Annotated in this window: 25 protein-coding genes; 8 read left to right on the top strand and 17 right to left on the bottom strand. The window is 64.7% G+C overall.

Features of this window, described 5'->3' with window-relative positions; genetic code table 11:
• The 9 genes from AB7A72_RS17790 to AB7A72_RS17750 all read right to left on the bottom strand — a co-directional run.
• A partial coding sequence (locus tag AB7A72_RS17790) for a GTP-binding protein (RefSeq protein WP_244273727.1) occupies positions 1 to 116 on the bottom strand: 116 nt, incomplete at its 3' end.
• Between the two features lie 146 nt (positions 117 to 262).
• Positions 263 to 2,374: an elongation factor G gene (fusA, locus tag AB7A72_RS17785; protein ID WP_239810311.1), complete on the bottom strand. Its 2,112-nt coding sequence runs from the start codon at positions 2,372 to 2,374 to the stop codon at positions 263 to 265.
• 157 nt (positions 2,375 to 2,531) lie between these two features.
• The gene (gene rpsG / locus AB7A72_RS17780; protein ID WP_021026534.1) at positions 2,532 to 3,005 is read right to left on the bottom strand and encodes a 30S ribosomal protein S7; all 474 of its coding nucleotides are present in this window, start codon (positions 3,003 to 3,005) and stop codon (positions 2,532 to 2,534) included.
• Between the two features lie 169 nt (positions 3,006 to 3,174).
• A complete protein-coding gene (rpsL, locus tag AB7A72_RS17775; protein ID WP_012202325.1) occupies positions 3,175 to 3,552 on the bottom strand; it encodes a 30S ribosomal protein S12 in 378 nt (125 codons plus the stop codon).
• 329 nt (positions 3,553 to 3,881) lie between these two features.
• On the bottom strand, positions 3,882 to 5,054 hold the full coding sequence (locus tag AB7A72_RS17770) for a D-alanyl-D-alanine carboxypeptidase family protein (protein WP_239810310.1): 1,173 nt from the start codon (positions 5,052 to 5,054) through the stop codon (positions 3,882 to 3,884).
• 85 nt (positions 5,055 to 5,139) lie between these two features.
• The gene (locus tag AB7A72_RS17765; RefSeq protein WP_239810309.1) at positions 5,140 to 5,781 is read right to left on the bottom strand and encodes an alpha/beta hydrolase; all 642 of its coding nucleotides are present in this window, start codon (positions 5,779 to 5,781) and stop codon (positions 5,140 to 5,142) included.
• Between the two features lie 109 nt (positions 5,782 to 5,890).
• Positions 5,891 to 6,244 (bottom strand): (2Fe-2S) ferredoxin domain-containing protein, encoded by a 354-nt coding sequence (locus AB7A72_RS17760; RefSeq protein WP_239810308.1) that lies wholly within the window; start codon positions 6,242 to 6,244, stop codon positions 5,891 to 5,893.
• A 91-nt stretch (positions 6,245 to 6,335) separates the two neighbouring features.
• Positions 6,336 to 7,535, bottom strand: coding sequence for a VanZ family protein (locus tag AB7A72_RS17755; protein WP_369460722.1), 1,200 nt, complete (start codon positions 7,533 to 7,535; stop codon positions 6,336 to 6,338).
• A 60-nt stretch (positions 7,536 to 7,595) separates the two neighbouring features.
• Positions 7,596 to 8,015, bottom strand: coding sequence for a CopD family protein (locus AB7A72_RS17750; protein WP_239810306.1), 420 nt, complete (start codon positions 8,013 to 8,015; stop codon positions 7,596 to 7,598).
• Between the two features lie 198 nt (positions 8,016 to 8,213).
• Here AB7A72_RS17750 and hemB point away from each other — a divergent pair, with 198 nt between their 5' ends.
• Positions 8,214 to 9,227 carry a porphobilinogen synthase gene (gene hemB / locus AB7A72_RS17745; protein ID WP_239810305.1) on the top strand — a complete coding sequence of 338 codons (1,014 nt, stop codon included), beginning with the start codon at positions 8,214 to 8,216 and terminating at the stop codon, positions 9,225 to 9,227.
• Between the two features lie 71 nt (positions 9,228 to 9,298).
• Positions 9,299 to 10,543, top strand: coding sequence for a magnesium transporter CorA family protein (locus AB7A72_RS17740; RefSeq protein WP_407064993.1), 1,245 nt, complete (start codon positions 9,299 to 9,301; stop codon positions 10,541 to 10,543).
• A gap of 51 nt (positions 10,544 to 10,594) precedes the next feature.
• Here AB7A72_RS17740 and AB7A72_RS17735 read toward each other — a convergent pair whose 3' ends face one another.
• The 3 genes from AB7A72_RS17735 to AB7A72_RS17725 form a co-directional block, all read right to left on the bottom strand.
• The gene (locus AB7A72_RS17735) at positions 10,595 to 12,646 is read right to left on the bottom strand and encodes a bifunctional 2',3'-cyclic-nucleotide 2'-phosphodiesterase/3'-nucleotidase (RefSeq protein WP_369460721.1); all 2,052 of its coding nucleotides are present in this window, start codon (positions 12,644 to 12,646) and stop codon (positions 10,595 to 10,597) included.
• 159 nt (positions 12,647 to 12,805) lie between these two features.
• Entirely contained in the window at positions 12,806 to 13,498 is a 693-nt protein-coding gene (locus tag AB7A72_RS17730) for a dienelactone hydrolase family protein (protein ID WP_369460720.1), read from the bottom strand.
• A 46-nt stretch (positions 13,499 to 13,544) separates the two neighbouring features.
• A complete protein-coding gene (locus AB7A72_RS17725) occupies positions 13,545 to 14,762 on the bottom strand; it encodes an MFS transporter (RefSeq protein ID WP_230773277.1) in 1,218 nt (405 codons plus the stop codon).
• Positions 14,763 to 14,897: 135 nt separating this feature from the next.
• On the opposite strand from AB7A72_RS17725, the gene AB7A72_RS17720 reads away from it, so the two are divergent.
• The 6 genes from AB7A72_RS17720 (at position 14,898) to AB7A72_RS17695 (ending at position 20,521) form a co-directional block, all read left to right on the top strand.
• A complete protein-coding gene (locus AB7A72_RS17720; RefSeq protein WP_369460719.1) occupies positions 14,898 to 15,773 on the top strand; it encodes a helix-turn-helix transcriptional regulator in 876 nt (291 codons plus the stop codon).
• A gap of 64 nt (positions 15,774 to 15,837) precedes the next feature.
• Positions 15,838 to 16,584: an SDR family oxidoreductase gene (locus AB7A72_RS17715; protein ID WP_369460718.1), complete on the top strand. Its 747-nt coding sequence runs from the start codon at positions 15,838 to 15,840 to the stop codon at positions 16,582 to 16,584.
• Between the two features lie 24 nt (positions 16,585 to 16,608).
• Entirely contained in the window at positions 16,609 to 17,325 is a 717-nt protein-coding gene (creB, locus tag AB7A72_RS17710; protein ID WP_312413766.1) for a two-component system response regulator CreB, read from the top strand.
• 9 nt (positions 17,326 to 17,334) lie between these two features.
• Positions 17,335 to 18,801 carry a two-component system sensor histidine kinase CreC gene (gene creC, locus AB7A72_RS17705; RefSeq protein WP_369460717.1) on the top strand — a complete coding sequence of 489 codons (1,467 nt, stop codon included), beginning with the start codon at positions 17,335 to 17,337 and terminating at the stop codon, positions 18,799 to 18,801.
• A gap of 110 nt (positions 18,802 to 18,911) precedes the next feature.
• Positions 18,912 to 20,327: a cell envelope integrity protein CreD gene (gene creD / locus AB7A72_RS17700; protein WP_369460716.1), complete on the top strand. Its 1,416-nt coding sequence runs from the start codon at positions 18,912 to 18,914 to the stop codon at positions 20,325 to 20,327.
• Positions 20,324 to 20,521, top strand: a complete 198-nt coding sequence (locus AB7A72_RS17695) for a hypothetical protein (RefSeq protein WP_239810296.1) — start codon at positions 20,324 to 20,326, stop codon at positions 20,519 to 20,521. The genes creD and AB7A72_RS17695 overlap by 4 nt, the downstream gene beginning before the upstream one ends.
• Before the next feature lie 67 nt (positions 20,522 to 20,588).
• Here the strand turns inward: AB7A72_RS17695 and AB7A72_RS17690 are convergent, their stop codons facing one another.
• The 5 genes from AB7A72_RS17690 to AB7A72_RS17670 are packed head-to-tail and all read right to left on the bottom strand — an operon-like array spanning position 20,589 to position 24,831.
• Entirely contained in the window at positions 20,589 to 21,227 is a 639-nt protein-coding gene (locus AB7A72_RS17690; RefSeq protein ID WP_369460715.1) for a hypothetical protein, read from the bottom strand.
• The gene (locus AB7A72_RS17685) at positions 21,227 to 21,898 is read right to left on the bottom strand and encodes an ABC-type transport auxiliary lipoprotein family protein (RefSeq protein ID WP_312525888.1); all 672 of its coding nucleotides are present in this window, start codon (positions 21,896 to 21,898) and stop codon (positions 21,227 to 21,229) included. The genes AB7A72_RS17690 and AB7A72_RS17685 overlap by 1 nt, the downstream gene beginning before the upstream one ends.
• Positions 21,899 to 21,908: 10 nt before the next feature.
• A complete protein-coding gene (locus AB7A72_RS17680; protein ID WP_369460714.1) occupies positions 21,909 to 22,874 on the bottom strand; it encodes an MlaD family protein in 966 nt (321 codons plus the stop codon).
• Positions 22,875 to 22,876: 2 nt separating this feature from the next.
• Positions 22,877 to 23,704 (bottom strand): ABC transporter ATP-binding protein, encoded by an 828-nt coding sequence (locus AB7A72_RS17675; RefSeq protein ID WP_313333438.1) that lies wholly within the window; start codon positions 23,702 to 23,704, stop codon positions 22,877 to 22,879.
• Between the two features lie 2 nt (positions 23,705 to 23,706).
• Positions 23,707 to 24,831: an MlaE family ABC transporter permease gene (locus AB7A72_RS17670; RefSeq protein WP_239810291.1), complete on the bottom strand. Its 1,125-nt coding sequence runs from the start codon at positions 24,829 to 24,831 to the stop codon at positions 23,707 to 23,709.
• Positions 24,832 to 24,855 lie beyond the last annotated feature (24 nt).

Raw genomic sequence — 24,855 nt, 5'->3', positions numbered from 1 at the left:
TTGGCAGACAGCACGGTTGCGATAGCAGCCGTCAGCGTGGTCTTGCCGTGGTCCACGTGACCAATGGTGCCCACGTTGACGTGCGGCTTGGTCCGTTCGAATTTACCTTTTGCCATGAGAATTCTCCAAATAAAGAGCAAAACCTGTGTTGGGTTTAACGTCTACACCGAATTGCTGGGTCGCTTCGCACAGGAAACAAAGCGGCACCCGGTCGTAGACAAAAAGCAGCCCGCACCTGGCAAGCCAGGCGCGGGCGCATATTTTAGGCCTTTGCGCGGGAAGCGACAATAGCCTCGGCCACGTTGCGTGGGGCTTCAGCGTAGTGCTTGAACTCCATCGTGTACGTAGCACGGCCTTGCGTTTGCGAACGCAGCGACGTGGCGTAGCCGAACATTTCGGACAGTGGCACTTCTGCCTTGATGGCCTTGCCGCCACCCACCATGTCGTCCATGCCCTGCACCATACCGCGGCGGGAAGACAAGTCACCCATCACGGTACCGGCGTAGTCTTCAGGCGTTTCCACTTCCACAGCCATCATTGGCTCGAGGATCACGGGGCTGGCCTTGCGGGCAGCTTCCTTGAAACCGAAGATAGCGGCCATCTTGAACGCCATTTCGTTCGAGTCCACATCGTGGTACGAACCGAAGGTCAGCGTCACTTTGACGTCCACCACAGGGTAGCCAGCCAGCACGCCGGAGGTCAGCGCTTCGATCACACCCTTTTCCACCGCAGGGATGTATTCGCGAGGAACCACACCGCCCTTGATGGCGTCGACGAACTCGAAGCCCTTGCCTGGCTCTTGCGGCTCAACCGTGAACACCACGTGACCGTACTGACCCTTACCGCCGGACTGGCGAACGAACTTGCCGTCCACGTCCACGACCTTTTGGCGAATCGTTTCGCGGTAGGCCACTTGGGGCTTGCCCACGTTGGCTTCCACGTTGAATTCACGCTTCATGCGGTCAACGATAATTTCCAGGTGCAGCTCGCCCATACCGGCGATGATGGTCTGACCCGATTCTTCGTCGGAGCGCACGCGGAACGATGGATCTTCTGCAGCCAGACGCGACAGAGCGATACCCATCTTTTCCTGGTCGGCCTTCGACTTGGGTTCCACAGCCTGTGCAATCACGGGCTCTGGGAACACCATGCGTTCCAGCACGATAGGCGAAGCCACGTCGCACAGGGTTTCACCGGTGGTCACGTCCTTCAGGCCCACGCAAGCGGCGATGTCACCGGCGCGGATTTCGTCCACTTCGATACGGTCGTTCGCCATCATCTGCACGATACGGCCGATACGCTCTTTCTTGCCCTTGACCGAGTTGTACACGGTGTCGCCCTTGGACAGAACGCCGGAGTACACACGCACGAAGGTCAACTGACCCACGAACGGGTCGGTCATCAGCTTGAACGCCAGAGCGGAGAACTTCTCGCCGTCGTCCGCCTTGCGGGTCAGCTTCTTTTCTTCGTCTTCTGGGTCGGTACCGGCAACGTCAGGGATGTCCACTGGCGAAGGCAGGTAGTCGATCACGGCGTCCAGCATGCGCTGCACACCCTTGTTCTTGAACGCGGTGCCGCACAGCATAGGCTGGATTTCGGTCGACAGCGTGCGGGCGCGGATACCGGCCTTCACGTCTTCTTCGGACAAGGTACCTTCTTCCAGGTACTTGTTCATCAGGTCTTCCGAAGCTTCGGCTGCCGATTCCACGAGGTTTTCACGCCACTTGTTGGCGGTTTCCACCAGGTCTGCAGGAATGTCTTCGTATTCGAACTTCATGCCCTGGGATGCTTCGTCCCAGATGATGGCCTTCATCTTGACCAGATCGACCACGCCCTTGAAGTTGTCTTCAGCGCCGATGGGAATTACCACGGGCACAGGGTTGGCCTTCAGGCGCAGCTTCATCTGGTCGTAGACCTTGTAGAAGTTGGCACCGGTACGGTCCATCTTGTTCACAAAGGCCAGACGTGGCACCTTGTACTTGTTGGCTTGACGCCACACGGTTTCGGACTGGGGCTGCACGCCACCCACAGCGCAGTACACCATGCAAGCACCGTCGAGCACGCGCATGGAACGTTCCACTTCAATCGTGAAGTCCACGTGGCCGGGGGTGTCGATGATGTTGAAGCGGTGTTCTGGGTAGGACATGTCCATACCCTTCCAGAAGCAGGTCACTGCAGCGGAAGTGATGGTGATGCCACGCTCTTGCTCTTGCTCCATCCAGTCGGTGGTAGCAGCGCCGTCGTGCACTTCGCCCAGCTTGTGGGTCACGCCGGTGTAAAACAGGATACGTTCGGTCGTGGTGGTTTTACCTGCGTCGATGTGCGCAGAAATACCGATATTGCGGTAGCGCTCGATGGGGGTCTTGCGAGCCATGGTTGATCCTTTGTTGATCAGTAAGTGTGGGGCGATGCGGACTGGCGGATTGCGCAGGCATCAGCCTTCGATGTGAGGGCAGTCTCAATCCGAGCAAGGCCGCAGGCAAAAATTGTTGCATGCGGCCTTTGCAATATCGAGACAGATCTCGCGCAGCTTAGAAGCGGAAGTGGCTGAATGCCTTGTTGGCTTCGGCCATACGGTGCACTTCGTCACGACGCTTCATCGCGCCGCCACGGCCTTCCGTAGCTTCCAGCAGTTCGTTGGCCAGGCGTTGGGCCATGGACTTTTCACCGCGCTTGCGAGCAGCTTCCTTGATCCAGCGCATGGACAGAGCCAGACGACGGACAGGACGCACTTCAACTGGCACCTGGTAGTTGGCACCGCCAACACGGCGGGACTTCACTTCGACCATGGGCTTGACGTTGTTGATGGCAACAACGAAAGCTTCCAGCGGGTCTTTGTCAGGGTGCTTCTTCTCGATCAGTTCCAGAGCGCCGTAAATGATGCGCTCAGCAACTGCCTTCTTGCCGCCTTCCATGATCACGTTCATGAATTTGGACAGCTCTACATTGCCGAACTTTGGATCCGGCAGAATTTCACGTTTGGGGACTTCGCGACGACGTGGCATTTCTTTACCTCTATCTTTGCTTCAGTTGGCATCTTTTCAGACACCGCGAGAGCCAATCAAGGACTCCCACTTACTCGACCCACACAAAACACTTGCGCTTGGGGTCACTACGCTGGATCTCGCGCCACGCGGGACACAGCACCTTTGTATTCGTTCAAAAAACCAGGGCTTACTTGGCCTTAGGCTTCTTGGCACCGTACTTCGAACGGGACTGCTTACGGTCCTTGACGCCTTGCAGGTCAAGCGAACCGCGCACGATGTGGTAACGCACACCTGGCAAGTCCTTCACACGGCCGCCGCGCACCAGCACAACGCTGTGCTCTTGCAGGTTGTGGCCTTCACCGCCGATGTACGAAATGACTTCGAAACCGTTGGTCAGACGAACCTTGGCCACCTTACGCAAAGCCGAGTTAGGCTTCTTAGGCGTCGTGGTGTACACACGGGTGCACACGCCGCGGCGCTGGGGGCAGTTTTCCATAGCAGGGCTCTTGGATTTAACAACTTCTACCGTGCGGCCCTGACGCACGAGTTGGTTAATGGTTGGCATTAATAAACGTCCCTAAACGTGAAATTACCGTGAACTTATCGTGATTCGCTGCCAGTCCCTTGCCTCAAAGGCAAAGACGGCAGCCCCTTCGGAAATTCCGAAAAGCCCTCTAATGTACCACCTGACTCCAAATTGAGCAAATGGTTTACGCGCAAGCCCGCCGCACAGCGGCCTGCATCTCGCTACTTTCTGGCAAAAAAGGCCGGCCCATCTGCCCGAGCCGCTCTCATTTTTGCAAGCCTGGAAACCACAAAGCGTGCCAGGGGCACGCTTTGCAGGGGGAGGAACGGGCCTCTGCCAGGCGTTAAAGCCTCGGCATCAGCACCGCTTTACTTGATCCACAGACGGATGGCGTCCCAGGCGCGGCCAAAGATGCCGGCTTCTGCCACATCATCGAGCGCCACCAGCGGCACCTCGGCCACTTGCTGGCCGCCAGCCATCACCTTCAGGGTACCCAGCTTCTGGCCCTTGGTGAAAGGGGCAATCAGCGGCTCCTGGCTCACCACCTGGGTCTCGAGCTTGCCGCCCGTGCCCGCTGGCACATTCACGACGATGGGAGTGACGCTACCGATCTTGACGGTGTCCTGCGCGCCCTTCCAGGCCTTGGGGGTGGCCACGGCCTGGCCGCCGTCAAACAGCTTGACGGTATCGAAAGCGGTATAGCCCCAGTTCAACAGCTTCTGGCTTTCGTTGGCACGGTCCTTGTCGCTGGCGGCACCGAGCAGGATGGAGATCAGGCGGCGCTCGCCGGCATTGGGCACCTGGCGCTTGGCCGTGGACACCAGGCAGTAGCCGGCAGCATTGGTGTGGCCGGTCTTCAGGCCGTCCACCGTCGGGTCACGGAACAACAAAGTATTACGATTGGTGCCGTTGGACTTGGGTGTGCCGGGGTAGTACCACTGCTTGGTCGCGTAGTAGTGCATGTACTCGGGGAAGTCCTTGATCAGGCGGCTGGCCAGAATGCTCAGGTCCTTGGCCGTCGTCGTGTGGCCGGGCTCGGTCAGCCCTTCGGGGTTCTTGTAGGCCGTGTTGGTCATGCCCAGCGCCTTGGCCTGCTCGTTCATCAGGCGCACAAAATTCTCGGCGGTGCCACCCACCGCTTCGGCCAGCGCCATCGTCGCGTCGTTGCCGGACTGCACGATCATGCCGTGCAGCAGGTCGTCCACCTTCACCTGCATCTTGGGATCGATGAACATGCGCGAGCCGGGCATCTTCCAGGCGCGCTCGCTCACCGGCATGGTCTGCTCCAGGCTGATCTTCTTGTTGCGCAGCGCATCGAACACCACGTAACCCGTCATCAGCTTGGTCAGCGACGCCTGCTCGACCGGCGCATCCACATCCTTGGAAGCCAGGATCTGGCCGGTGGTCACGTCGAACAACAGGTAGTTGCGCGCCGCGATCTCGGGCGGCTGGGGCGCAGCCAGTTGTGCAAAGGCCAGGGTGGGCGCCAGCAGCGCTGCTGCAGCCCAGTTACGCAGGGTGGGCATCAAGCTCGATTTCATGTCGTACAACTCTTAGAAACAGGTGCCTGCAGCGCAGTATGGCAGGCTGCAGACTATCAAAAACAATAGCAATACTACACCACCGTCACAGTGCGGGGGCGAGCAGGTGGCGCGTGACCAGGCCTTTGAGAAGCGGCAATTGTCCGTGGAAAAAATGCCCGCCTCCGGGCACAACCGTAACCGGTAGTATCTGAGGCCGGGCCCAGTCCATCACCGCCGACAGCGGTACCGTGTCATCGGCTTCGCCATGCACCACCAAGGTGCGCTCATGCGCCTCAGGCGGCAAGGTCGCCACGGTAAAGCGGGATGCCGCCGTGCCGACGAACACCGCCTTGTCGATCTGGCGCCTGGACCAAAGTTCCGTCAGCGCATGGCTCATCACAAAAGAGCCGAACGAGAAGCCCGCCAGTGCCAGCGCGCCCTGGGGCGCCAACTGCTCGACCACGGCCAGAAAATCATCGCGCTCGCCCCGTCCCTCGTCATAGCTGCCCGCCGACTGGCCGACACCACGAAAGTTGAAGCGCAGCGCCGTCCAGCCGCTGGCGACAAAGGCGCGCGCCAAGGTCTGCACGACCTTGTTGTCCATCGTGCCGGCGAAGAGCGGATGGGGGTGGGCAATGATGGCCGTGCCGCGCTGCACGCCGTCAGCGCCGGCCGCGAGGTCGCGGGCCACTTCCAGAATGCCGGCAGGCCCGGTGATGGTGAAACGTTCGGTTTGCGCGTTCATGCTGCGGTCAACTCCATGGCGGGCCGCACACCGGCGGCAGCGGCAGCGGCGCCCTGTATCTAGGCGGGAAATTCGGTGGTGGTGAAGGCGAAGGAGAACAGGCAGGCGCTCAGCGGCCCACGTCGGGCGGCGTCAGCAGGCGTTCGACCACCTTGCCATTCTTCAGATGCGACTCGACGATTTCGTCGATATCGTCATTGTCGATATAGGTGTACCAGACGCCTTCGGGATAGACCGCCATGATGGGGCCGCCGGCACAGCGGTCGAGACAGCCTGCCTTGTTGACCCGCACCTTGCCCGGTCCGCTCAAGCCCTCCGCTTTAACGCGGGCCTTGCAGTGGTCAAACATCTCCTTGGCGCCATGGTGGGCACAGCTGTCTTCGCCATTGACGCGGTCATTCAGGCAGAAGAACACGTGGTGCTGGTAGTACGGGGCGTCGTTGCCAGGTTTTTGCTCGCTCATGCCAAGCTCTCTTCGAATGCGATCCCCCATTGTGGCAGCTTGGCGCCCGCGCGGCGCCCACGGGCCGCAATACCGCCACGGGCTACTGCGTTTAGCGCTGCTCGGGCGGGCTGGCCGTCACCCGCTGGCGCCGGCGGGCTGCCACCACCGCAGGCAGCCGGCCCAGGCGCAGCAGCACATAGGCGATCACCGCAAACGGCCACAGCCAGCTGAGCCACTGGCCCAGGCCAAAAAAGCGGATGAAGCGCCCCTGCTCCCAGGACTGCAGGGCATCGGCATAGTAGGGGTTGGGCGGAGACTGGTTGAGCAGGTTGACATCGATCATCAGCCCCATCAGCAGCAGCAGCACGCAATAGCGGCGTGGCAAGCCCACTTGCAGCAGCGCCAGCGACACCGCCAGTGCTATGCCCAGGCGCGTGGTCTGGTCCAGCCAGTCCCAGGCATAGGCCGGCCCATAGCTCAGCGATGACGACAGCGCCGAAAACCCTATCCCGGCCAACACCACCAGCGCCACCATGATCATGCGACGCGTCACGCTGCCCATCACGCTGAAGGCCAGCCAACAGGGAATCAGCAGGCCCAGCAGCACGGCCATCAGCTGCCCGATGGGCGACAGCGGCTCGGTGGCCTGCATGAAGTTGGGCATCCAGTGCTCGAAGGCCGAGTTCTCGAGCATGTCGACCAGCCACATCTCCAGCCGGTCAAACACCTGCCCGAGGCCAAAGGGCTGCGCAGCCGGGAACAGCAGCGCCAGAGGCCACAGCATCAGCAGCACGATCGCGCCACGCGCATCAGCGTCGAACCAGCGTGCCCGCACATCGCGCCAGCGCCGCAGAATGCCCATCCAGGCCAGCAAGGGCACCATCAGGGCCCCGAGCAAGGTGCCGATGCTGTTGAGCAGCCAGTCCATGTTGCTGGAGACCCGCAGCGGCAGAAAAATCTGCAAGAACTCCATCGACAGCGACAGCAGGCTGCCCACGCACAGGGCCCAGAACCAGCCCGTCCTGAACCAGCCATGGCGCCACCAGCCCAGGCTCAGCAACAGGCCCAGCGGCGCATAGCCCGCCACATTGATCCAGACATCGAACCAGGTCCAGTACGGCGGCGGAATGCGGGCCAGCAAAAATTCTGCCGGCGAGATACCCTGGGTGCGCCAGCCCGTAAACGGGAAAAGGCTGGCAAAGACGATCAACGCCATATACACCGGCACCAGCGGCCAGGCAATGGTGCGGTGTTCGCCGGACGAAGCAGGCGCCGGCGGGTGCGAGGGAACGGGACTGCTATCAGGCATGGTGCGTGGGCCCGGGTGCGCCGATCGTAGTGCGGGGTGGGGTACCGAAGTGTGCGCGGATTAAAAGGGTTTGACCACCACCAGCACCACGATGATGACCATGGCCACGACCGGCACCTCGTTGAACCAGCGGTACCAGACATGCGAATGCCGGTCCGTGCCATTGGCGATCTTGCGCAGCAGCACCGCACAGGCATGGTGGTAGCCGACGACCAGCAGCACAAAGAACAGCTTGGCATGCAGCCAGCCCCCGGCCCCGCGCCACCAGCCCAGCCACAGCCACAGGCCCAGGCCCAGCGCCAGCACGGCAATCATCGTCATGAAGCGCAACAGCTTGCGCGCCATCAGCAGCAGGCGCTCGCGCTCGGCCTGCGATCCGGCCGGCACCATGGCCAGGTTCACGAAGATCCGGGGCAGGTAAAACAGGCCCGCAAACCAGCTGGCCACAAATACGATATGAAAGGCTTTGATCCACAGCATGAGCATGCGCCACAGTGTAGTGGCTCGGCCGATGGCCCAGCACAGGACCCCGGCTAAAAAACGGGGGCCACCGGGCGCACCGGCGCGGCATTGATCTGGCGCAAGCAGTGGCCCGCCGGGTAGCAAACCTCCATGCCCGGCGCAGTCTCTCGGGGCTGCCCTGTGCAGCATGCCCTCGATCTGGCGCACAATCGCAGCATGCATCTGTCCAGCCCCACCCCCTTTCCCCACAACCGTCCGCGCCGCCTGCGCCGCGACGCCTTTACCCGCAACCTGGTCCGCGAGAACGTGCTCACCCCGCACGACTTCATCTACCCGGTCTTTGTGCATGAAGGCCAAGGCAAGCGCGAGCCGGTGCTTTCGATGCCCGGCGTGGACCGCCTGAGCCTGGACCTGTTGCTGCCGGTGGCCGAGCAGTGCGTGGCGCTGGGCATTCCGGTCATGGCCCTCTTCCCCCAGATCGACACGGCGCTGAAGACGCCCGACGGCAAGGAGGCGCTCAACCCCGATGGTCTGATCCCCCGCGTGGTGCGCGCGCTGAAGAAAGAATTTCCCCAGCTGGGCGTGATGACCGATGTGGCGCTCGATCCCTACACCAGCCACGGCCAGGATGGCCTGCTCGACGAGACCGGCTACATCCTCAATGACGAAACCGTCGAGATCCTCGTGGGCCAGGCGCTCAACCATGCCGAAGCCGGTGTCGACATCGTCGCCCCCAGCGACATGATGGATGGCCGCATCGGCGCCATCCGCGATGCCTTTGAATCCCAGGGCCACATCTACACCCGCATCATGGCCTACAGCGCCAAGTACGCCAGCGCCTTCTACGGCCCCTTCCGCGATGCGGTGGGCACGCGCGGCGCGCTCGGCAAGGCCGACAAGAATGTCTACCAGATGGACCCGGCCAACACCGACGAGGCGCTGCGCGAAGTGGCGCAAGACCTGGCCGAAGGCGCCGACATGGTGATGGTCAAGCCCGGCATGCCGTACCTGGATGTGGTGCGCCGCGTCAAGGACGAGTTCAAGGTGCCCACCTTTGCCTACCAGGTCAGCGGCGAATACGCGATGCTCAAGGCCGCCGCACAAAACGGCTGGCTGGACCATGACCAGGTGATGATGGAATCGCTGCTGGCCTTCAAGCGCGCCGGGGCCGATGGCATCCTGACCTATTTCTCGCTGGACGCTGCGCGCTGGCTCAAAGAGAAAAACTGATAGCAAAAATACCAGAGCGGGCTTGCACAGGCCCGTTTTTTTTGCCATGCTGCGCCTGAAGCGACCGAGGAATCCCGGTGAGTACACCCAGCAGCATCCGCATCTTTCACATCATCGGCAACGAGACCAGCGAGCTGGCCTCGGTGCCTTTCGAGCTCCCTGCCAAAGGCTTCCTGTGGCTGGCCTGCACCCGCAGCTATTTCAGCGAGCAGCTGGGCAGCCTGCAGCTGGCACTGCAAAAGCTCAGTGGCGCGCCGCTGGTCGACCTGCATGTCTCCGACCTGCTCAACGCCCAGCTCCCTTCCCACTATGACTACACCTCGCAATACGACCTGCTGGTGATACGCCGTCTGGCCAGCACGCCATCCCAGGTGGGCACTGCTGCGCTGGCAGCGGCGCGGCGCACCGCCGCGGCCAAACCCCTCAATGAGGCACCGCGCATCAGCACCACGCCGGTGGGCTTTGCCGCGTGGGAGCGGGTGCTGCTGTCGGTACACCCCGAGGACTGCACGGTGCGTGATGGCTATGCACGGCGCCTGCTGCAATTTGCCAAGACCGGCACGCCGCCGCTGGCTGCCGAGGCGCCTGACCTGGGCCAGATATCGGATGCCACGCAAGAGCGCCTGGCACGCGAGGACAAGGCCTTCCGCAACCCCGGCAGCAGCCCCACGCCGGGCGGCCTCCAGCCCATCCGCCTGCCGTTGTCCCCGGCTGACCTGATGATGCGTGTGGTCAACATCATCGTGGACAACTACCTGGACCTGCGCCGTGAGCTCTCGCGCCACCTGGACCAGTGGCAAAGCGCGCTGCTGTCGCCGCGCAAGCGCATTGCCAACTGGCAGGCGCTGCTGGAGGCGCGGCTGACCCTGCACCAGCTCGACGAAATCTGCGAAGACCAGCGCGCTGCCGTGCAGGACTGGGTGGACGCGCTGGAGACCTGGCCTCAGCCGGAGGCCCCCAGTGCCCAGCGCGAGCTCGAAGCGCTCAAGGTGCGCAGCCGCGATGTGCTCGAACACATCGAGCGCGTGGTGCACCATGTGCGCCGGCTCGAACAAAGCACCGAGACGGCCGTGCAGATGCATTTTTCGGTACAGAGCAACCGCGCCAACGACATCATGCGCACGCTCACCACGATCACCGCCATCTTCCTGCCGCTCAACCTGATTGCCGCGATCTTCGGTATGAACTTCGAGTTCATCCCCCTTATCCACAAGGAAGACGGCTTCTGGTGGGCCATGGGCGTGATGGCCTTCATCACCGTGGCGCTGATCGGCTTTTTCTCGTACAAGCGCTACCTGACCCGCACCGGCAGATAGCGCTTACCCGGCCTCCAGCCAGCGGCGCATGGCGCGCCGCTGCTGGAAGGCTTACCGGCCCAGATCAATGCGGTAGACCGCGCGCTGCGTGCCCGTCCCATCATCCGCCTTGTCCAGCGAGACATGGGCCAGGCCCGCTGCCTGCGCCACCGGCAGCGCATTGGCCGCCGACGTGAACAACACCTTGCCGGTCGTTGGCGTCTTGGCAAAGCGCCAGCTGTGGGCAGCACCATTGGCCGAACGGGTAACCTGCGGGTGGTCCTTGATGTACGCGATCACCACATCGCGGTTCGCATCGGGCGAGGCATAGATGGTGGCGCGGCCATCGAGCTCGGGCAGGAAGCTCTTGCCGCTGGTGGCACGGTAGTTGTTGGTGGCGATCACAAAGTCCTGCGCCGGGTCGATTGGCGCGCCCTTGTACTGCAGGTCCACGATGCGGCTGCCGACGGGCTGGGTCACATCGATCTGGTACTGCATGTCGGCGCTGGTGAACATGTCGAAGTTGTAGCCTGGAAAGCTGCTGATCAGCCACTGGTCTGCAGTCGCAGCCGGGTCGATGCGGTTGAAGCGCTGGGCAGCGGCCTCCAGCCAGCGCTTGATCTGCGCGCCGTTCACCTTCACCGCATAGACGGTGTTGGGGTAGAGGTAGAGGTCGGCCGCGTTGTAGATCGCCAGCGGGCCGGCGGCCACATCGGTGTAGTCCGCACCGCCCTGGAAGCCCGACTTGAAAGGCGCGCTCACCGACAGCACCGGCAGCTGCGCATACTGCGGCAGATTCGCCTGCACATAGCGCTGCACATAGTCCTGCTGCGCCTGGTTGACCAGCTGGATTGCGCCGGGGTCGCCCACATCGGCAAACTGCGTGCCCATGCGGAAGTCGGTCTGGCCCACGGGCGTCTTCACATAGCTGATGGCCGCCTGGTGCTGGCGCTCCACCACCGGTGCAATGCTGCTGTCAACGGCCACATAGGTGGTCTTGCCTGCAGCATCCTTGCCGGTGGCCGTGCTGCGCAGCGCCGACTTGCTCTGGGTCCTGTCCACACGCCAGGCCTTGCCATCCCACTTCAGCGACAGCACCACCACGCCCAGCGCCTTGCCCCAGCTGCTGGCCATCACCGCCGGCACGCCGTTGACCGTGCCAGCCTGGTGGTCGACTCCGGCCATGCTGAAGGCCGGTTGCGCCGCCGTGTCGGGGAAGACGCCGTGCTGGTGGCCCATCACCATCGCGTCGATGCCCGCCACCTTGCTCAGGTACAGGCCCGGGTTCTCCATGTCGGCTCGGTATTCCGAGGCGTCGAGCCCGCCATGCAGCAGCGCCACGACGACGTCAGCGCCCTTGCTGCGCAGCTCAGGCACATACTTTTGTGCGGCCTCGACCGCACCCGTCACCTGTACCTTGCCTTCCAGATGGCGCTTGTCCCAGCCCATGATGCCGGGCGTGGTAAAGCCGATCACCCCGATCTTAATCGGCAGCTTGACGGCCTTGCCGTCGCTGTCGGTGCCGCTGATCTCGCGCTCGAGCACCAGATAGGGCGGCACCAGCGGCGCATTGGTTTTGCTGCTGATCACATTGGCCAGTGCCATCGGGTAGCCCGGGCCTGCGCACTTCTTGCTGGCATCGACGCCATCGACCTGCAGGCCACCGCCCAGCACCTGGTTGAGAAAGGGCAGGCCGTAGTTGAACTCATGGTTACCCAGGGTGCCGGCATCGAACTTGAACACGCCCATGGCCTTGTACATGGACAGCTGCTGGTCGCAGGCGATCGGCGCCACCTGCGCCTCGTAGTCGGCCAGCGCCGTGCCCTGGATGGTGTCGCCGTTGTCCACCAGCAAGGTGTTGGCAAAGTCGCTGCGCGCCTGGCGGATCAACGTGGCTGTGCGCTCAAAGCCATACGAGGGATCATCCGCCAGCTTGAAGTAGTCGTAGCTGCGGATGTTGAAGTGCAGGTCGGTGGTCTCGAGCACCGCCAAGGTGGCGGTCGCCGATGTGGGGCTGCTGGAGCCGCCACCGCCGCAGGCCGTCAGCAGGGCCGCAGCAGCCAGCGTGGTCAGCGTGAGCGCTGCGGTCCGGAAGTCGCAGGCAGGGGGAAAAGGGGTGCGCATCGTGGTTATCGTTGAAAGTGAGCGATGCGCGCATCATCAGCAGGCGGTATGACGACGGTGTTACGAACGGCCCCCGAAAATGCAACAAAGCCTTGCAGGCTGAGAACAGGGTTCTCAAAGCCTGCAAGGCTTCGTGCAGCGCTGGGCGGGAGTGACCGCTCAGCCTACATGTTTGGCAAAAAAGGCCATGCTGCGGGCCCGTGCGGCGGCCGATGCTGCTGCGTCATACGAGCCGCGCTGGTCGCAGTTGAAGCCGTGGTCGGCCGCGTAGACATAGACCTCGGCCTCGGGGTGGGCGGTGCGGAAGGCGTCCACCGACGCCAGCGGGATCCAGTGGTCCTTGTCGCCAAAATGGGCCATCACCGGGCACCGGGGCTGGCGCGCGATCTCGTCGCCAGTGGTCATGCCGCCGCCGTAGTAAGGCACCGATGCCGACAGGCCCTGGAGCTCGCAGGCTGCGCGCCAGGCCAGCAGTCCACCCCAGCAAAAGCCGGTGATGCCGACCTTGCCGCCGCTGCGCCGTGCGCCTTCGTCAATCGCGGTCTGCAGGTCCAGCATCACGCCAGGGGCCACGGCGGGCGCTTCGGCAGCGGCCTTCAACGCTACGCCGGCTTGCATGTCGGCATCACTGTAGCCCAGGTCCACGCCGGGCTTGACGCGGGCGAACGTGGCCGGCGCAATCGCCACATAGCCGCTTTGCGCAATGCGGTCCGCCACCGAGCGGATGTGCGAGTTGACGCCAAAGATCTCCTGCACCACGACGATGGCGCCACGCGCCTGGCCTTCTGGCTCGGCGATGTAGGCCGGAAACACCTGGCCGTCGGCCGACTTCAGATCTACAAAATTTCCCATCGCGATCACTCCTTGCTCAACAGATTCAAGATTCGGGCCCCGCCGATTATGGCGTGGCGCAGGCCGCTGCCGGTGCCGGACGCGCCAGCATCGTCAGCCAGGCTGCCACCAGCAGCAAGGCCAGCCCGCCATACACCGCCGCCAGGCCCAACGCCGTCTGCGGGTTCACCAGGTGGATGCCCAAGGACGCGAGCAGCGAGGTCAGCAAGAAGGCCAGGCCGCCGGCAATGCCGCCCGACAAGGCAGCGTGTTTGGGGAACATCGACAGCACATGGGCGAAGTGGATATTGAACACCAGTCCCGCCGCCACATGGATGCAAAAGGCGACGGCCGCCATCACCTCCAGCGATGGCCAGGACGCGGGCAGCCAGGTCGTCAGCGCCAGCAGCCCGATAAAGCCGGCCATGGCCAGCAAGGCACCTTGGTGCTTGGCCGCCAGCGAGCGCGCCATCGCTGCGCGGGCGATCAGGCCGCCCCCCATCCAGGCCAGGCCCATCAGCAGCGCCAGCGATCCCGTGGTGGTCGGTGGGCGGTGGTACACCGTCTCGACGATGAAGGGCGAGGCCATGCTCCAGCCCATCACCATCGCATACGCAGCGCTGACGCAGAGCACGCCCCGCGCAAAGGCACGGTTGCGCATGATCTCCCAGGCCCGGCTGGCCACTTCACGCGGCCGGATGGGCTGGGGCTGGGCCAAGGTCTCGCCGCCGCCCAGCAGCTCCAGCACCAACGCAACCACCGAGAATGCGGCCAGCACCACAAAGTTGGCACGCCAGCCCCAGTGGGTCTGCACAAAGCCGCCGATGAAGGGCGCGCAGATGGGCCCCAGCGACCAGACCACGGTCATCCAGGTCAGGTAGCGCTGCAGCGCCGGGCCCCGGAACACATCGACAAAAAAGGTGCGCTTGCCGACCACGGCCACCGCGCCCAGCAGGCCTTGCAGCAGGCGCAGCGCGCAGATGACGACGATGTCGTCGCTGACGGCAATAGCCGCGCTTGACAGTGCAAACAAGGCCAGCGCCACCATCGTCGGCCGCCAGCGGCCAAAGCGGTCCAGCAGCACGCCCACCACCAACTGGCCCAGGCCATAGCCGGCGATGAACAAGGTCAAGGTCAGCTGGATCTGGGACGCGGTGCCGCCCAGGCTCTGCGCCATGGCGGGCATCGAGGGCAGGTAGATATCGGTGCCAATGCCCGACAGCGGGATCAGCAGGAAGGCCAGAAAAACGCCGAAGGTGGCGTTGTCAGCAGTGATTCTTCGCATGGGAGTCTGCGCCTGAAAATAAAACAGGGCGCCAGTGTGTTATGTTTTTTAGACTGGTACAAGATCTTACGTAGCCTAGGCTTGGAAGGCCTATACTGCACTGCACCATTGCCGCTACCCTAACCGCCCAAGACCATGCTTGCAGCCACCCCCACCCATGCCCCGCCTGCCGTTGCGGCCTCTGTCCCTGCGCAGGAGCTGGGCCACTTTCTGCGCGCCCGGCGCGAGAGCCTGTCGGCCGCCGCCATGGGCCTGGCGCGCCATGGACGCGTGCGCACGCCCGGCTTGCGGCGCGAGGAGGTCGCCCAGCTCGCCGGTATTGGCGTGACCTGGTACACCAAGCTTGAGCAAGGCCGTGAGGTACAGCCGTCGCGCCAGGCAGTGGAGGCCATTGCCCGGGCGCTGCAATGCAATGACGACGAGCTGCGTCACTTGCTCGTGCTGGCGGGCATCAAGCTCGACCAGCCCGCGGTTGCAATGCAGGAAGCACCGGGCTGCCTGCACCGGCAATTGCTGGACAAGATGCTGCCCTACCCCGCCCAGATGCAAAGCGCCGCGTTTGACCTGCTCGACGCCAATGCCGCCTATGAGCGGCTAATGGGTGTATCGCTGCAGCGGTTGCCTGCGCTGGAGCGCAACTGCCTGCACATGAACCTGTTCAATCCGCAGTGGCAGCGCGTGGTGCGCCATGAGCCGCAGAGCATCGAGCGCATGGTGGCGATGTTCCGCGCCGCCTACACCCAGCAAAGCGGCGACCCGGCGATTGCCCGGCGGCTGGACTATTTTCTGGCGCACTCGCCCGTCTTCCGCAATGCCTGGGAGCGCTACCAGGTGCGCAGCCCGGAGAACAACGAAAAGACCTTTGACCACCCGGTGGTCGGCATCCTCCATCTGCGCCAGACCTACTGGTGGTCGGCGCCGCGCAGCGGCATGCGCATGGTGGTCTACCTGCCCGTCAGCGACCAGGACGCCGAGGCGCTCGACCGGCTGGCCGCGCTGCCTGCGCCTTGAATGCGGCATGGGCATGCGGCGCAAGCTCGCCTAAGATAGTGCATCTTTTGTGAGCCCCAACGCCATGACCTCTATCGTCCTCATCACCGGTGCCAGCCGTGGCATCGGTGCCGCCACCGCCCTGCTCGCCGCCCACCATGGCTGGGATGTGGCCGTGAACTACAGCAGCAACGCCGCTGCCGCCCAGACCGTGGTAGAGGCAGTGCAGGCCCTGGGCCGCCGCGCGCTGGCCGTGCAGGCCGATGTGGCCGACGAGGCCCAGGTGCTGGCGATGTTCGCCCGCATCGACAACGAGCTGGGCAGTCTGGGCGCCCTGGTCAACAACGCGGGTGTGGTGGACCGCGCCCAGCGCCTGCAGGACATGGACATGGCCCGCTGGCGCCGCATGTTCGACATCAATGTCCTGGGCAGCTTTCTGTGCGCCCGCGAAGCGGTGCGCCGCATGAGCACGGCCGAAGGGGGCGCCGGCGGCAGCATCGTCAATGTGTCCAGCCGGGCTGCCTGCCTGGGCTCGGCCAACCAGTATGTGGACTATGCGGCCTCCAAGGCGGCCATCGACACGATGACTCTGGGCCTGGCCCATGAAGTGGCCGCGCAAGGCATCCGCGTCAACGGCGTGCGCCCGGGTCTGATCGAGACCGACATCCACGCCAGCGGCGGCCAGCCCGACCGCGTGCAGCGGCTGTCGGCCGGTGTGCCGCTGGGGCGCGGCGGCACCGCCGACGAAATCGCGCAGGCCATCTACTGGCTGATGTCCGAGCACAGCAGCTACTGCACCGGCTCCTTCATCGATGCCGGTGGCGGGCGCTAGGCCGCCGTTCAGACCCAAGCCAACATGCTCTCTACCCCCCATGTTCTGCTGCTGGAAGACGACCCAGCCATTGCCCGCACCGTCTGCTATGCGCTGGAGCGCGATGGCATCCGCTGCACCCATAGCCTTTTGATGGCCGATGCCCGCGCGCAATGGGCCAGCGGCCGCTTTGATGCGCTGCTGCTCGATGTGGGCCTGCCCGATGGCAATGGCCTGGACTGGTGCCGCCAGCTGCGCACCGCCGGCTCGCCCGCGCCCATCCTGGTGCTCAGCGCCCGGGGCGAAGAGGTCGACCGCGTGCTGGGCCTGGAGCTGGGCGCCGATGACTACCTGAGCAAGCCCTTCAGCCCGCGCGAGCTGGTGGCGCGCACCCGCGCGCTGCTGCGCCGTGCCCAGCAGTTTTCACCGCCGCCAGCCACTGCCAGCCATGCCCCGCCCCACGCCGCCCGCAACGCGTTCCAGGTGGATGAGGCCGGCCAGTGCGTGCGCCTGCAAGGCGTGCTGCTGGATCTGACGCGGCGCGAATTCCAGCTGCTCAGCAGCCTGCTGGCCGCGCAGGGCCGCATCCTCAGCCGCCACCATTTGCTCGATGCCGTCTGGGGCCTGCACAGCGACAGCACCGACCGCACGGTGGACACCCACATCAAGACCCTGCGCGCCAAGCTGCGCGCCGTCGTCGCTGACCAGGACTTCATCACCACGCACCGTGGCATGGGCTACAGCCTGCGCGACGGCGGCTGAGGACCGGCCATGCGTCTGGGGATCCGCCTGCTGTTTGCCTTCTTCCTGATCAATGGGCTGGCCGCCTTCTTTGTGCTGCGCGTGTTCATGGCCGAGATCAAGCCCAGCGTGCGCAAGGTGACCGAAGACACCTTGGTCGAGACCGCCTACCTGCTGGCGGCCCAGGCCAGCGATGACCTGGCCGGTGGAAAGCTGGGCAGCGGTAGCGGCAGCAGCAACAGCCGCTTTGCCCAGCATGTGCAGGCCGCCTTCGAGCAGCCGCTGCGGGTGTGGATCTGGGACACGCGCAAGGCCGCGCTGGACCTGCGCGTGACGGTCACCAACGACCAGGGCCGCGTGCTGTTCGATTCCGCCGGCCAGGATGTGGGGGCCGACTACGCGCGCTGGCGCAATGTGGCCCTCACCCTGCGCGGCGAGTACGGCGCCCGCACCTCACGCGAAGTGGCCACCGACGAGGCCACCAGCGTCATGTATGTCTCCGCGCCCATCATGCGGGATGGCGCCATCCTCGGCGTGCTCACCGTCTCCAAGCCGGCCAATGCGGTGCAGAGCATCATCGACAGCAGCGAGCGCAAGATGCTGCGCGGCGGCGTGCTGTTCCTGCTGCTGTCGGCCGCCGTCGGCTTTGCCATCACCTGGTGGCTGGTGGTGCAGGTGCGCAAGCTGCGCAGCTATGCCCAGCATGTGCAGGGCCCCACCCTGCAGGAGGCGCAAGGCAAGCTGCTGCCGCACAAGACGCCCGAGGTGCCCGATGTTCCTGGCGAGCTGGGCGACCTGGCCCAGGCCATGGATTCGATGCGCCGCCGGCTGGAAGGGCGCGACTACATCGAAGGCTATGTGCGCGCCCTCACGCATGAGCTCAAGAGCCCGGTCGCCGCCATCCGGGGCGCAGGCGAGCTGCTGCAGGACGATCTGCCCGCCGCCGACCGCGCCATGTTTGCCCAGCAGGTGGTGGACCAGAGCCTGCGCCTGCAAAACCTGATCGACCAGCTGATGCAGCTGAGCCAGCTGGAGCAGCGCAACGGGCTGGCCCAGGCTGGCACCCCCACCAGCCTGCGCGCCTGTGCTGCGCAGGCCATCGCGCAGCTGCAGGCCACCGCCGCACAAAAAGGCATACAGCTGCTGCTGCAGGGCGGCGACAGCCACGGCGCCTGGGATGCTGCGCTGGTCACCTTGGCCATCAGCAACCTGCTGGCCAATGCCCTGGATTTCTCACCGGCGCACAGCCAGATCGTGCTGACCTTGGAGCCCCAGCGCCTGAGCGTGCAGGACAGCGGCCCGGGCGTGCCCGACAGCCTGTTGCACCGCCTGGGCGAGCGCTTCTTCACCACGCCGCGCCCCAATGGCGAGCGCAGCGGCACCGGGCTGGGCCTGTCCATCGTGCAGCGCATCATGCTGCTGCATGGTGGCCGGCTGCAGTTTGCCAACACCCATCCCGGCCTGCGCGCCAGCCTCGATTTCTCGGCCCAGGGCTGAGCATTTCATCGCCCATCGCCGCCACTTCACGCTGCCTTCACAGACTTCATGCTCGGCTCACCGGGGCCGCCGACACTCGCCGCACCGATACACAGAGCAACGAGGAATGCATGAAAAACAGACTGGTGCAAAAGGCCCTGAGCCTGGCCATCACCATGGCGCTTTTGATGGTGGCGCTGATGATGATCAGCGATGTGGTGCGCGACCGCATCTACAACCGAGACCGCGCAGTACAAAGTGTGGTCAACAGCACCGCCGGTCCGCAGACCTTGTTCGGCCCGGTGCTGGCCCAGCGCTGCACCCGTGAGGTGAGCGGCAAGGACAGTGAAGGGCGCGTGGAAACGCGGCTGGTCAGCTTTCAGCGCTACGCGTTGCCCGACGAGCTCAGCCACCAGACACGTGCCGAGATGCAGCCCCGCGCCCGTGGCCTCTACCAGGTCAACACCTTCCTGATGCATGACAAGCTGGTGGCGCGCTTTGCGCCGGGCAACCAGTTGCAAGGCAAGCCTGAGGGCAGCGCCGTGCGCCACTGCGATGCACCGCGTCTGGTCCTGCCACTGAGCGATCCGCGCGGCATCCGCAGCGCGACCCTGCAGGTCGATGGCAAGCCACTGCCCCTGGAGCCGGGCACCGGCCACAGCGTCTACCCCCGGGGCCTGCAGTCCAAGACCCTGGCTGCCGGCACCAGCGGCGGCGACAGCAATGCCACGATGGAGGTGGTCGTGCTGCTGCAGCTGATGGGCACCGAGCGCGTGGCCTTTGTGCCGCTGGGCGGCACCAACCAGGTCAGCATGCAGGCCGACTGGCCCCATCCCTCGTTTGGTGGCAACTTCCTGCCGCTGAGCCGCGAGGTCAGCGAACAGGGCTTCACCGCCAGTTGGAGCATTCCTGCGCTGGCCTCGTCGGCACGCCAGGCTTTTGTCCAGGAGCGCTCGCTGTGCAGCCTGGGCATCGCCGATACCAGCTACGCCTATGCGGCCGAAGAAAGCCAGTGCCTGGAGCAGTTCGGCACCAGCTTCATCGACCCGGTCAACCCTTACAGCCTGAGCGACCGCGCCACCAAGTACGGGGTGCTGTTCGTTGTGCTGACCTTCGTGGCCGTGGCCATGTTCGAGGTGCTCAAGAAGCTGCGCGTGCACCCGGTGCAGTACCTGCTGGTGGGCTCGGCGCTGTGCATTTTCTTCCTGCTGTTGATCAGCCTGTCCGAGCATCTGGGCTTCACACAGGCCTATGCGATTGGCGCCGGCGCCTGCGTGCTGCTGCTGGGCTACTACGCCAGCCACATCCTGGGCAGCCTGCGGCGCGGCCTGCCGTTTGCGGCGCTGATTGCGGTGATGTATGGCCTCTTGTTCGTGCTGCTGCAGCTCGAGCAGACGGCGCTGGCGGTCGGCTCGCTCGCCCTGTTTGCCGTGCTGGCGATCGTGATGGTGGCCACGCGCAAGGTTGACTGGTATGCGTTTGGCAAAGGCGACAACCCCGAGCCCGCCCCGAAGGCCTGGGCCCAAGGCCTGCAGGAGCACGCATGAACACCGACCACCGCATGGAAAAGCAGCGCCAGCAATGGCGCCTGGCCCAGCGCCAGATGAGCCGCAGCCAGTTGCGTGCGCTGCGTGACCAGTGGCTGGAGCGTGGCAGCCAGCTGCCGCTGCAGGCCAATGCCCGGCGCCTGATGTGGCTGCGGCTGCGCTGCTCGCTGCTGCTGGCCCAGCAGCGGTTCTGAGCGCCGCTACCACCCCATGCAACCAGGCTGCCCTCGGGCTGCCTGGTTGCGTTTCAAAGGTGGGTGCCTATTTGGCAGGCGGCGCGCCACTGCCCCGGCTCAGCGCGCGCAACCGTGCCTCCGGAGACAGGCCGCGCACGCACTGCACATTGGCATCGCCCAGCAGGCTGTCGCACTTGCGGATGGCGGTGTCCAGATCGGCTTCGCGCTGGCGTTCGGCCTGGCTCTTGGGTGGCGTGAAGATGGAAACCTCGCTGGCCGCCTGCTGGTGCGCATCCTGGATGCCGGCCGCACGCTTTTGCTTGGCCTCGCGCAGGCATGCCTGCTGAGCGCTCTTGCTGTCCTTGTCGTTGCCGGCATGGCGGCTCTTGCAGTCCTCGGCGGCCAGCGCATGGCGCCGTTCCACCTGGGCCGCAAGCGCCTTGAAATGGTTGTTACCGCTGGGGTGGCGCCGCGCCTGCAGCGCAGCGGCATCGACCTGGTGCTGGGTCTCTGCCTCCAGCAGGCAGCGGCGCTGGGCATTGGGGCCGCCAGCGAGCTGCTTGCAATGCGCCAGCGCCCGGTCCGCCTGCGCATCGAGCTGCGCCACCGCCTCCCGGTAGGCATCGTCGCCCATCTCTGCGGCCAACAGCGGCACCACCGCCATGGCACCCAGCATCCAGGCGGCCGACGCGCGCCACAGCGGGCGCCTCCATGCTGCGCGCATCAGCGGTTCTGTTGGCGCAGCCAGTTATCGAGCTGCTGGGCCACCTGGTCGGTGGCGGCCGCCAGCGATGCTGCAGCCCCCGCAGCATCTGCACTGGTGGCCGGTTGGCGGGCGTCGAACACCTGCTGGGCCAGCCAGCGCTCACCCTTGGGCGTGATCTCGCTCAAGGTGGCGCGCATGCGCAGCACGCCGTGGCTGGACTGGGCAGAGTCAAATACCTGGCTGAAATCGACCACCTCCAGGCGCAGCATCGCTGGGTACGCGGTATTGCGCAGCAGCGGCGTGGCGCCATCGTCATCGAGCACGACGGCCCGCTGGCCGCTGAGCACATCGCGCATGCGCTGCTGGATCAGCTGCATCGCCGGCAGCACCCAGCTGGCCTGGGTGTAGGGCCGCAGTTCGCGCGCATCCGCATAGGCCAGCCGGTAGTAGATGGAAGCGCTGGCATCGGGTACCCCGGCCGCGCGCACATCGGCCAGAACGAGGGGCTCGGTCGTCGCGGCGGGCGTGGCCGGTGCCGCCAGGGCCTGCGCCGGTCCGAAGTCATAGCGTGCCACCGGTTGGGGCTTTTGCGGCAGTGCCGAACAAGCGGCCAGCACCGCCACGGCCGTCACCACCAGGGCGGCACGGCCAGCGCCGTGCAGGCGGCGACGCAGAGAAGTAGAAATCATGGCATCCATCCTATCGGCCGCTGCCCACGGCGGGCGGGGCTACAAAACCTGGCTCGCCAGGGCCTGGCAGCGCATTGGAGCTGCCATAGATCAGAGACTGCGGGTTGTTCTTGAACGCATCGGCCGTATCGCCCATGCGGCGCGCGGCGGCGCCCACATCGTGCATCGTGCGGCCCATGGCGGGCAGGGTGCTGCGGTTGAAGTTGTCGGCCGCGTCGCTGACCTTCTCGACCGCCTGGCCCATCTGGTCAACAACCCCACCCTTGGCCGCCAGGCTGCCGACTGCAGCGCTGACGTCGTTCGAGGTTTTCTGGATACCGGCCAGCGTCTTGCGCGCATCCTGGGCTACGGCAGGCAGGCTGTCGAGCGCCGGATCGAGCTTGGTATCGACGGTGACGACCAGGCGCTTGCTCAGCTGGTCCAGGCTCTGGGCCGCCTGGCCCAGGCTCTTCATGCTGTCCACCAGCACCTGCTGGTTGCCCGGGCTGAGCAGGTCGTTGACCTTGCGGGTCGCATCTTCCACCTGCTGCAGGATGATCGGCCCCTGCTCGGCAATCTGGCCAAAGGGCGAAGGCTTAACGCGCAGGCGCGGAATCCCATCGGGGCCGGGCGGCAGCGGCGTGGTTTCGGTGTTGTCGTCATCAAGCTGGATATGGGCCAGGCCCGTGACACCCTGGTAGCCCAGCATCGCGTAGGTGGTTGTGGTGATGGGCGCTTCCGAGTTGACCGCGATGATGATCAGCACCGTGCCGTCCTTGGCCGGGTCGAACTCGATCTTGGTCACGCGGCCTACGGCCACGCCCTTGTAGCGCACCGCTGCCTGCGGCTGCAGGCCGCTGACGGTCTCACGGGTGGACAGTTCATAGCGCGTGTAGTTCGTGTTGTCACGGCCCATCCACAGGCTCAGGAAGATGACCAGCGCCGTGAGCAAGACCACAAACAATCCAGCCGCCAGTGCGTGTGATTTGTTTTCCATAGCTATCCCTTCACCCCACCAAGCGCCACCGGAGCCATTGCACGGCGTCCACGCTCACCCAGGAAGAAATGTTCAATAAACGGATGCTTGAACTGCACCACTTCGGCCGGTGTGCCCGAGACAATCACTTTTTTTTCGGCCAGCACTGCCACGCGGGTGGACAGCGCAAACAAGGTATCGAGGTCATGGGTGACCATGACCACGGTCAGCCCCAGCTCGGCATGCAGGTCCTTGAGCAGATCGCAGAACTCATCCGAGCTGTTGGGGTCGAGCCCGGCGGTGGGCTCGTCGAGCAGCAGCAGCGGCGGGTCCATGATCAGCGAGCGCGCCAGTGCCACGCGCTTGATCATGCCGCCCGACAGGTCGGAGGGCATCCGCGTTGCATGCTCGGGCTTGAGGCCCACCATCTGCAGCTTGACCATGGCTGCATCACGCACCACATCCTTGGGCAAGGTTCCCTGCTCGCTAAGCGGAAACGCGATGTTCTCCAGCACATTGAAAGCCGAGAACAGCGCCCCTTGCTGGAACAGCATGCCGATGCGCGAGGCCGCGCCCCGCAGGCTCAGCTCCCGGACCGGCTGGCCCATGATCAGCACCTCGCCCTTGGCGGGCTGCAGCAGCCCCAGCATCTGGCGCAACAGCACCGATTTGCCGGTGCCCGAGCCGCCGACCAGGGTCAGGATCTCGCCCCGGTAGACGGACATGTCCAGATCCTGGTGGATCGCAAAGGCCCGCTCGCCCTGGCCGAACACGGTCCACAGCTTGCGGATATCAACGACCTTCTCATCGCTGGCCGCTGCGTTGGGTGGGGGAGATACCGCCTTGTCCATCACTAGAACCCCACCTTGCGGAATGCAATCGCAAAGATCGCATCGAGCACGATCACTGCGGTGATCGAGATCACCACCGACGAAGTCGTGCCCCGGCCCAGGCTCTGGGTGTTGGGCTCGACCTCCAGACCCCAATGGCAGGCAATCAGCGCAATGGCTACGCCAAAGGTGACCGACTTGGCCAGTGCCAGGTAGAGGTTCGCAATATCGACCGCGCCGGGCATCGCCTGCAGGAAATAGGCGGGCGATACGCCCATTGCGGCATCAGCCGCCATCATGCCGCCGACCAGCGCGCAGACCGTGGTCCACATCGACACCAGCGGCATCGCCAGCGCCAGCGCCAGTGCGCGCGGCATCACCAGGCGGTAGCCTTGCGCAATGCCCATCACCTGCATGGCATCGAGCTCTTCGTTGACCCGCATCACGCCGATCTGCGCAGTGATGGCCGAGCCGGTGCGGCCGGCGACCAGGATCGCACCCAGCAGCGGTCCCAGCTCGCGCACCAGCGAGATGCCCAGAATATTGACGATGAAGGCATCGGCACCGAACTGGCGCAGCTGCAGCGACATCAGATAGGCCAGCACCACCCCGATCAGAAAGCCCACCAGGGCCGTGATCGGCAGCGCCGTGGCGCCCATCGCATACAAATGGCCCGACACATCGCGCCAGGGGCCGCGCAGCGGGTTCTTGATGAGGCGCAGCACATCCAGCAGCAGCTGCCCGACCATCTCGACCATGCTGCGCACATGGGCCATGAAGCCCAGCAGCACCAGGCCCAGCTGGATCAGCCAGCCCCACCAGTTGACCTGGGTCTCCGGCGGGCAGCCCATCGTCAACGAGGCCACCCGCTCCAGCATCTGGCGCTGCAGATCGGTGGTGCGCAATTGCGCAGGCCACTGCTGGCCCCAGTGGTCCCACAAGAGCTGCGCGCCCACATGGTCCAGCCACTGCACCTCGGACAGGTCCCAGCCCTGTTCTTTGCCCGGTGCCGCGCCATCGAGCTGGCGGCGCAGATCGCGCCACAGCGAGCGCTGGCCCAGCTCAGCCGCGCCCCAGCGTCCGCGCAGCTGCGCCCAGCGCTGCGTGCCGTCCTGGTGTTGCTGTAGATGAGGGGCTGTATCGTCCATGGGTCTAAAAACAAAGCGTGTCGC

Source organism: Comamonas sediminis, from assembly GCF_041107495.1.
In the GTDB taxonomy this organism is placed as follows: Bacteria; Pseudomonadota; Gammaproteobacteria; order Burkholderiales; family Burkholderiaceae_C; genus Comamonas; species Comamonas sediminis.
The sequence above is the reverse complement of the archived record's forward strand: the minus strand, read 5'-3'. Positions and strand labels throughout refer to the sequence as shown.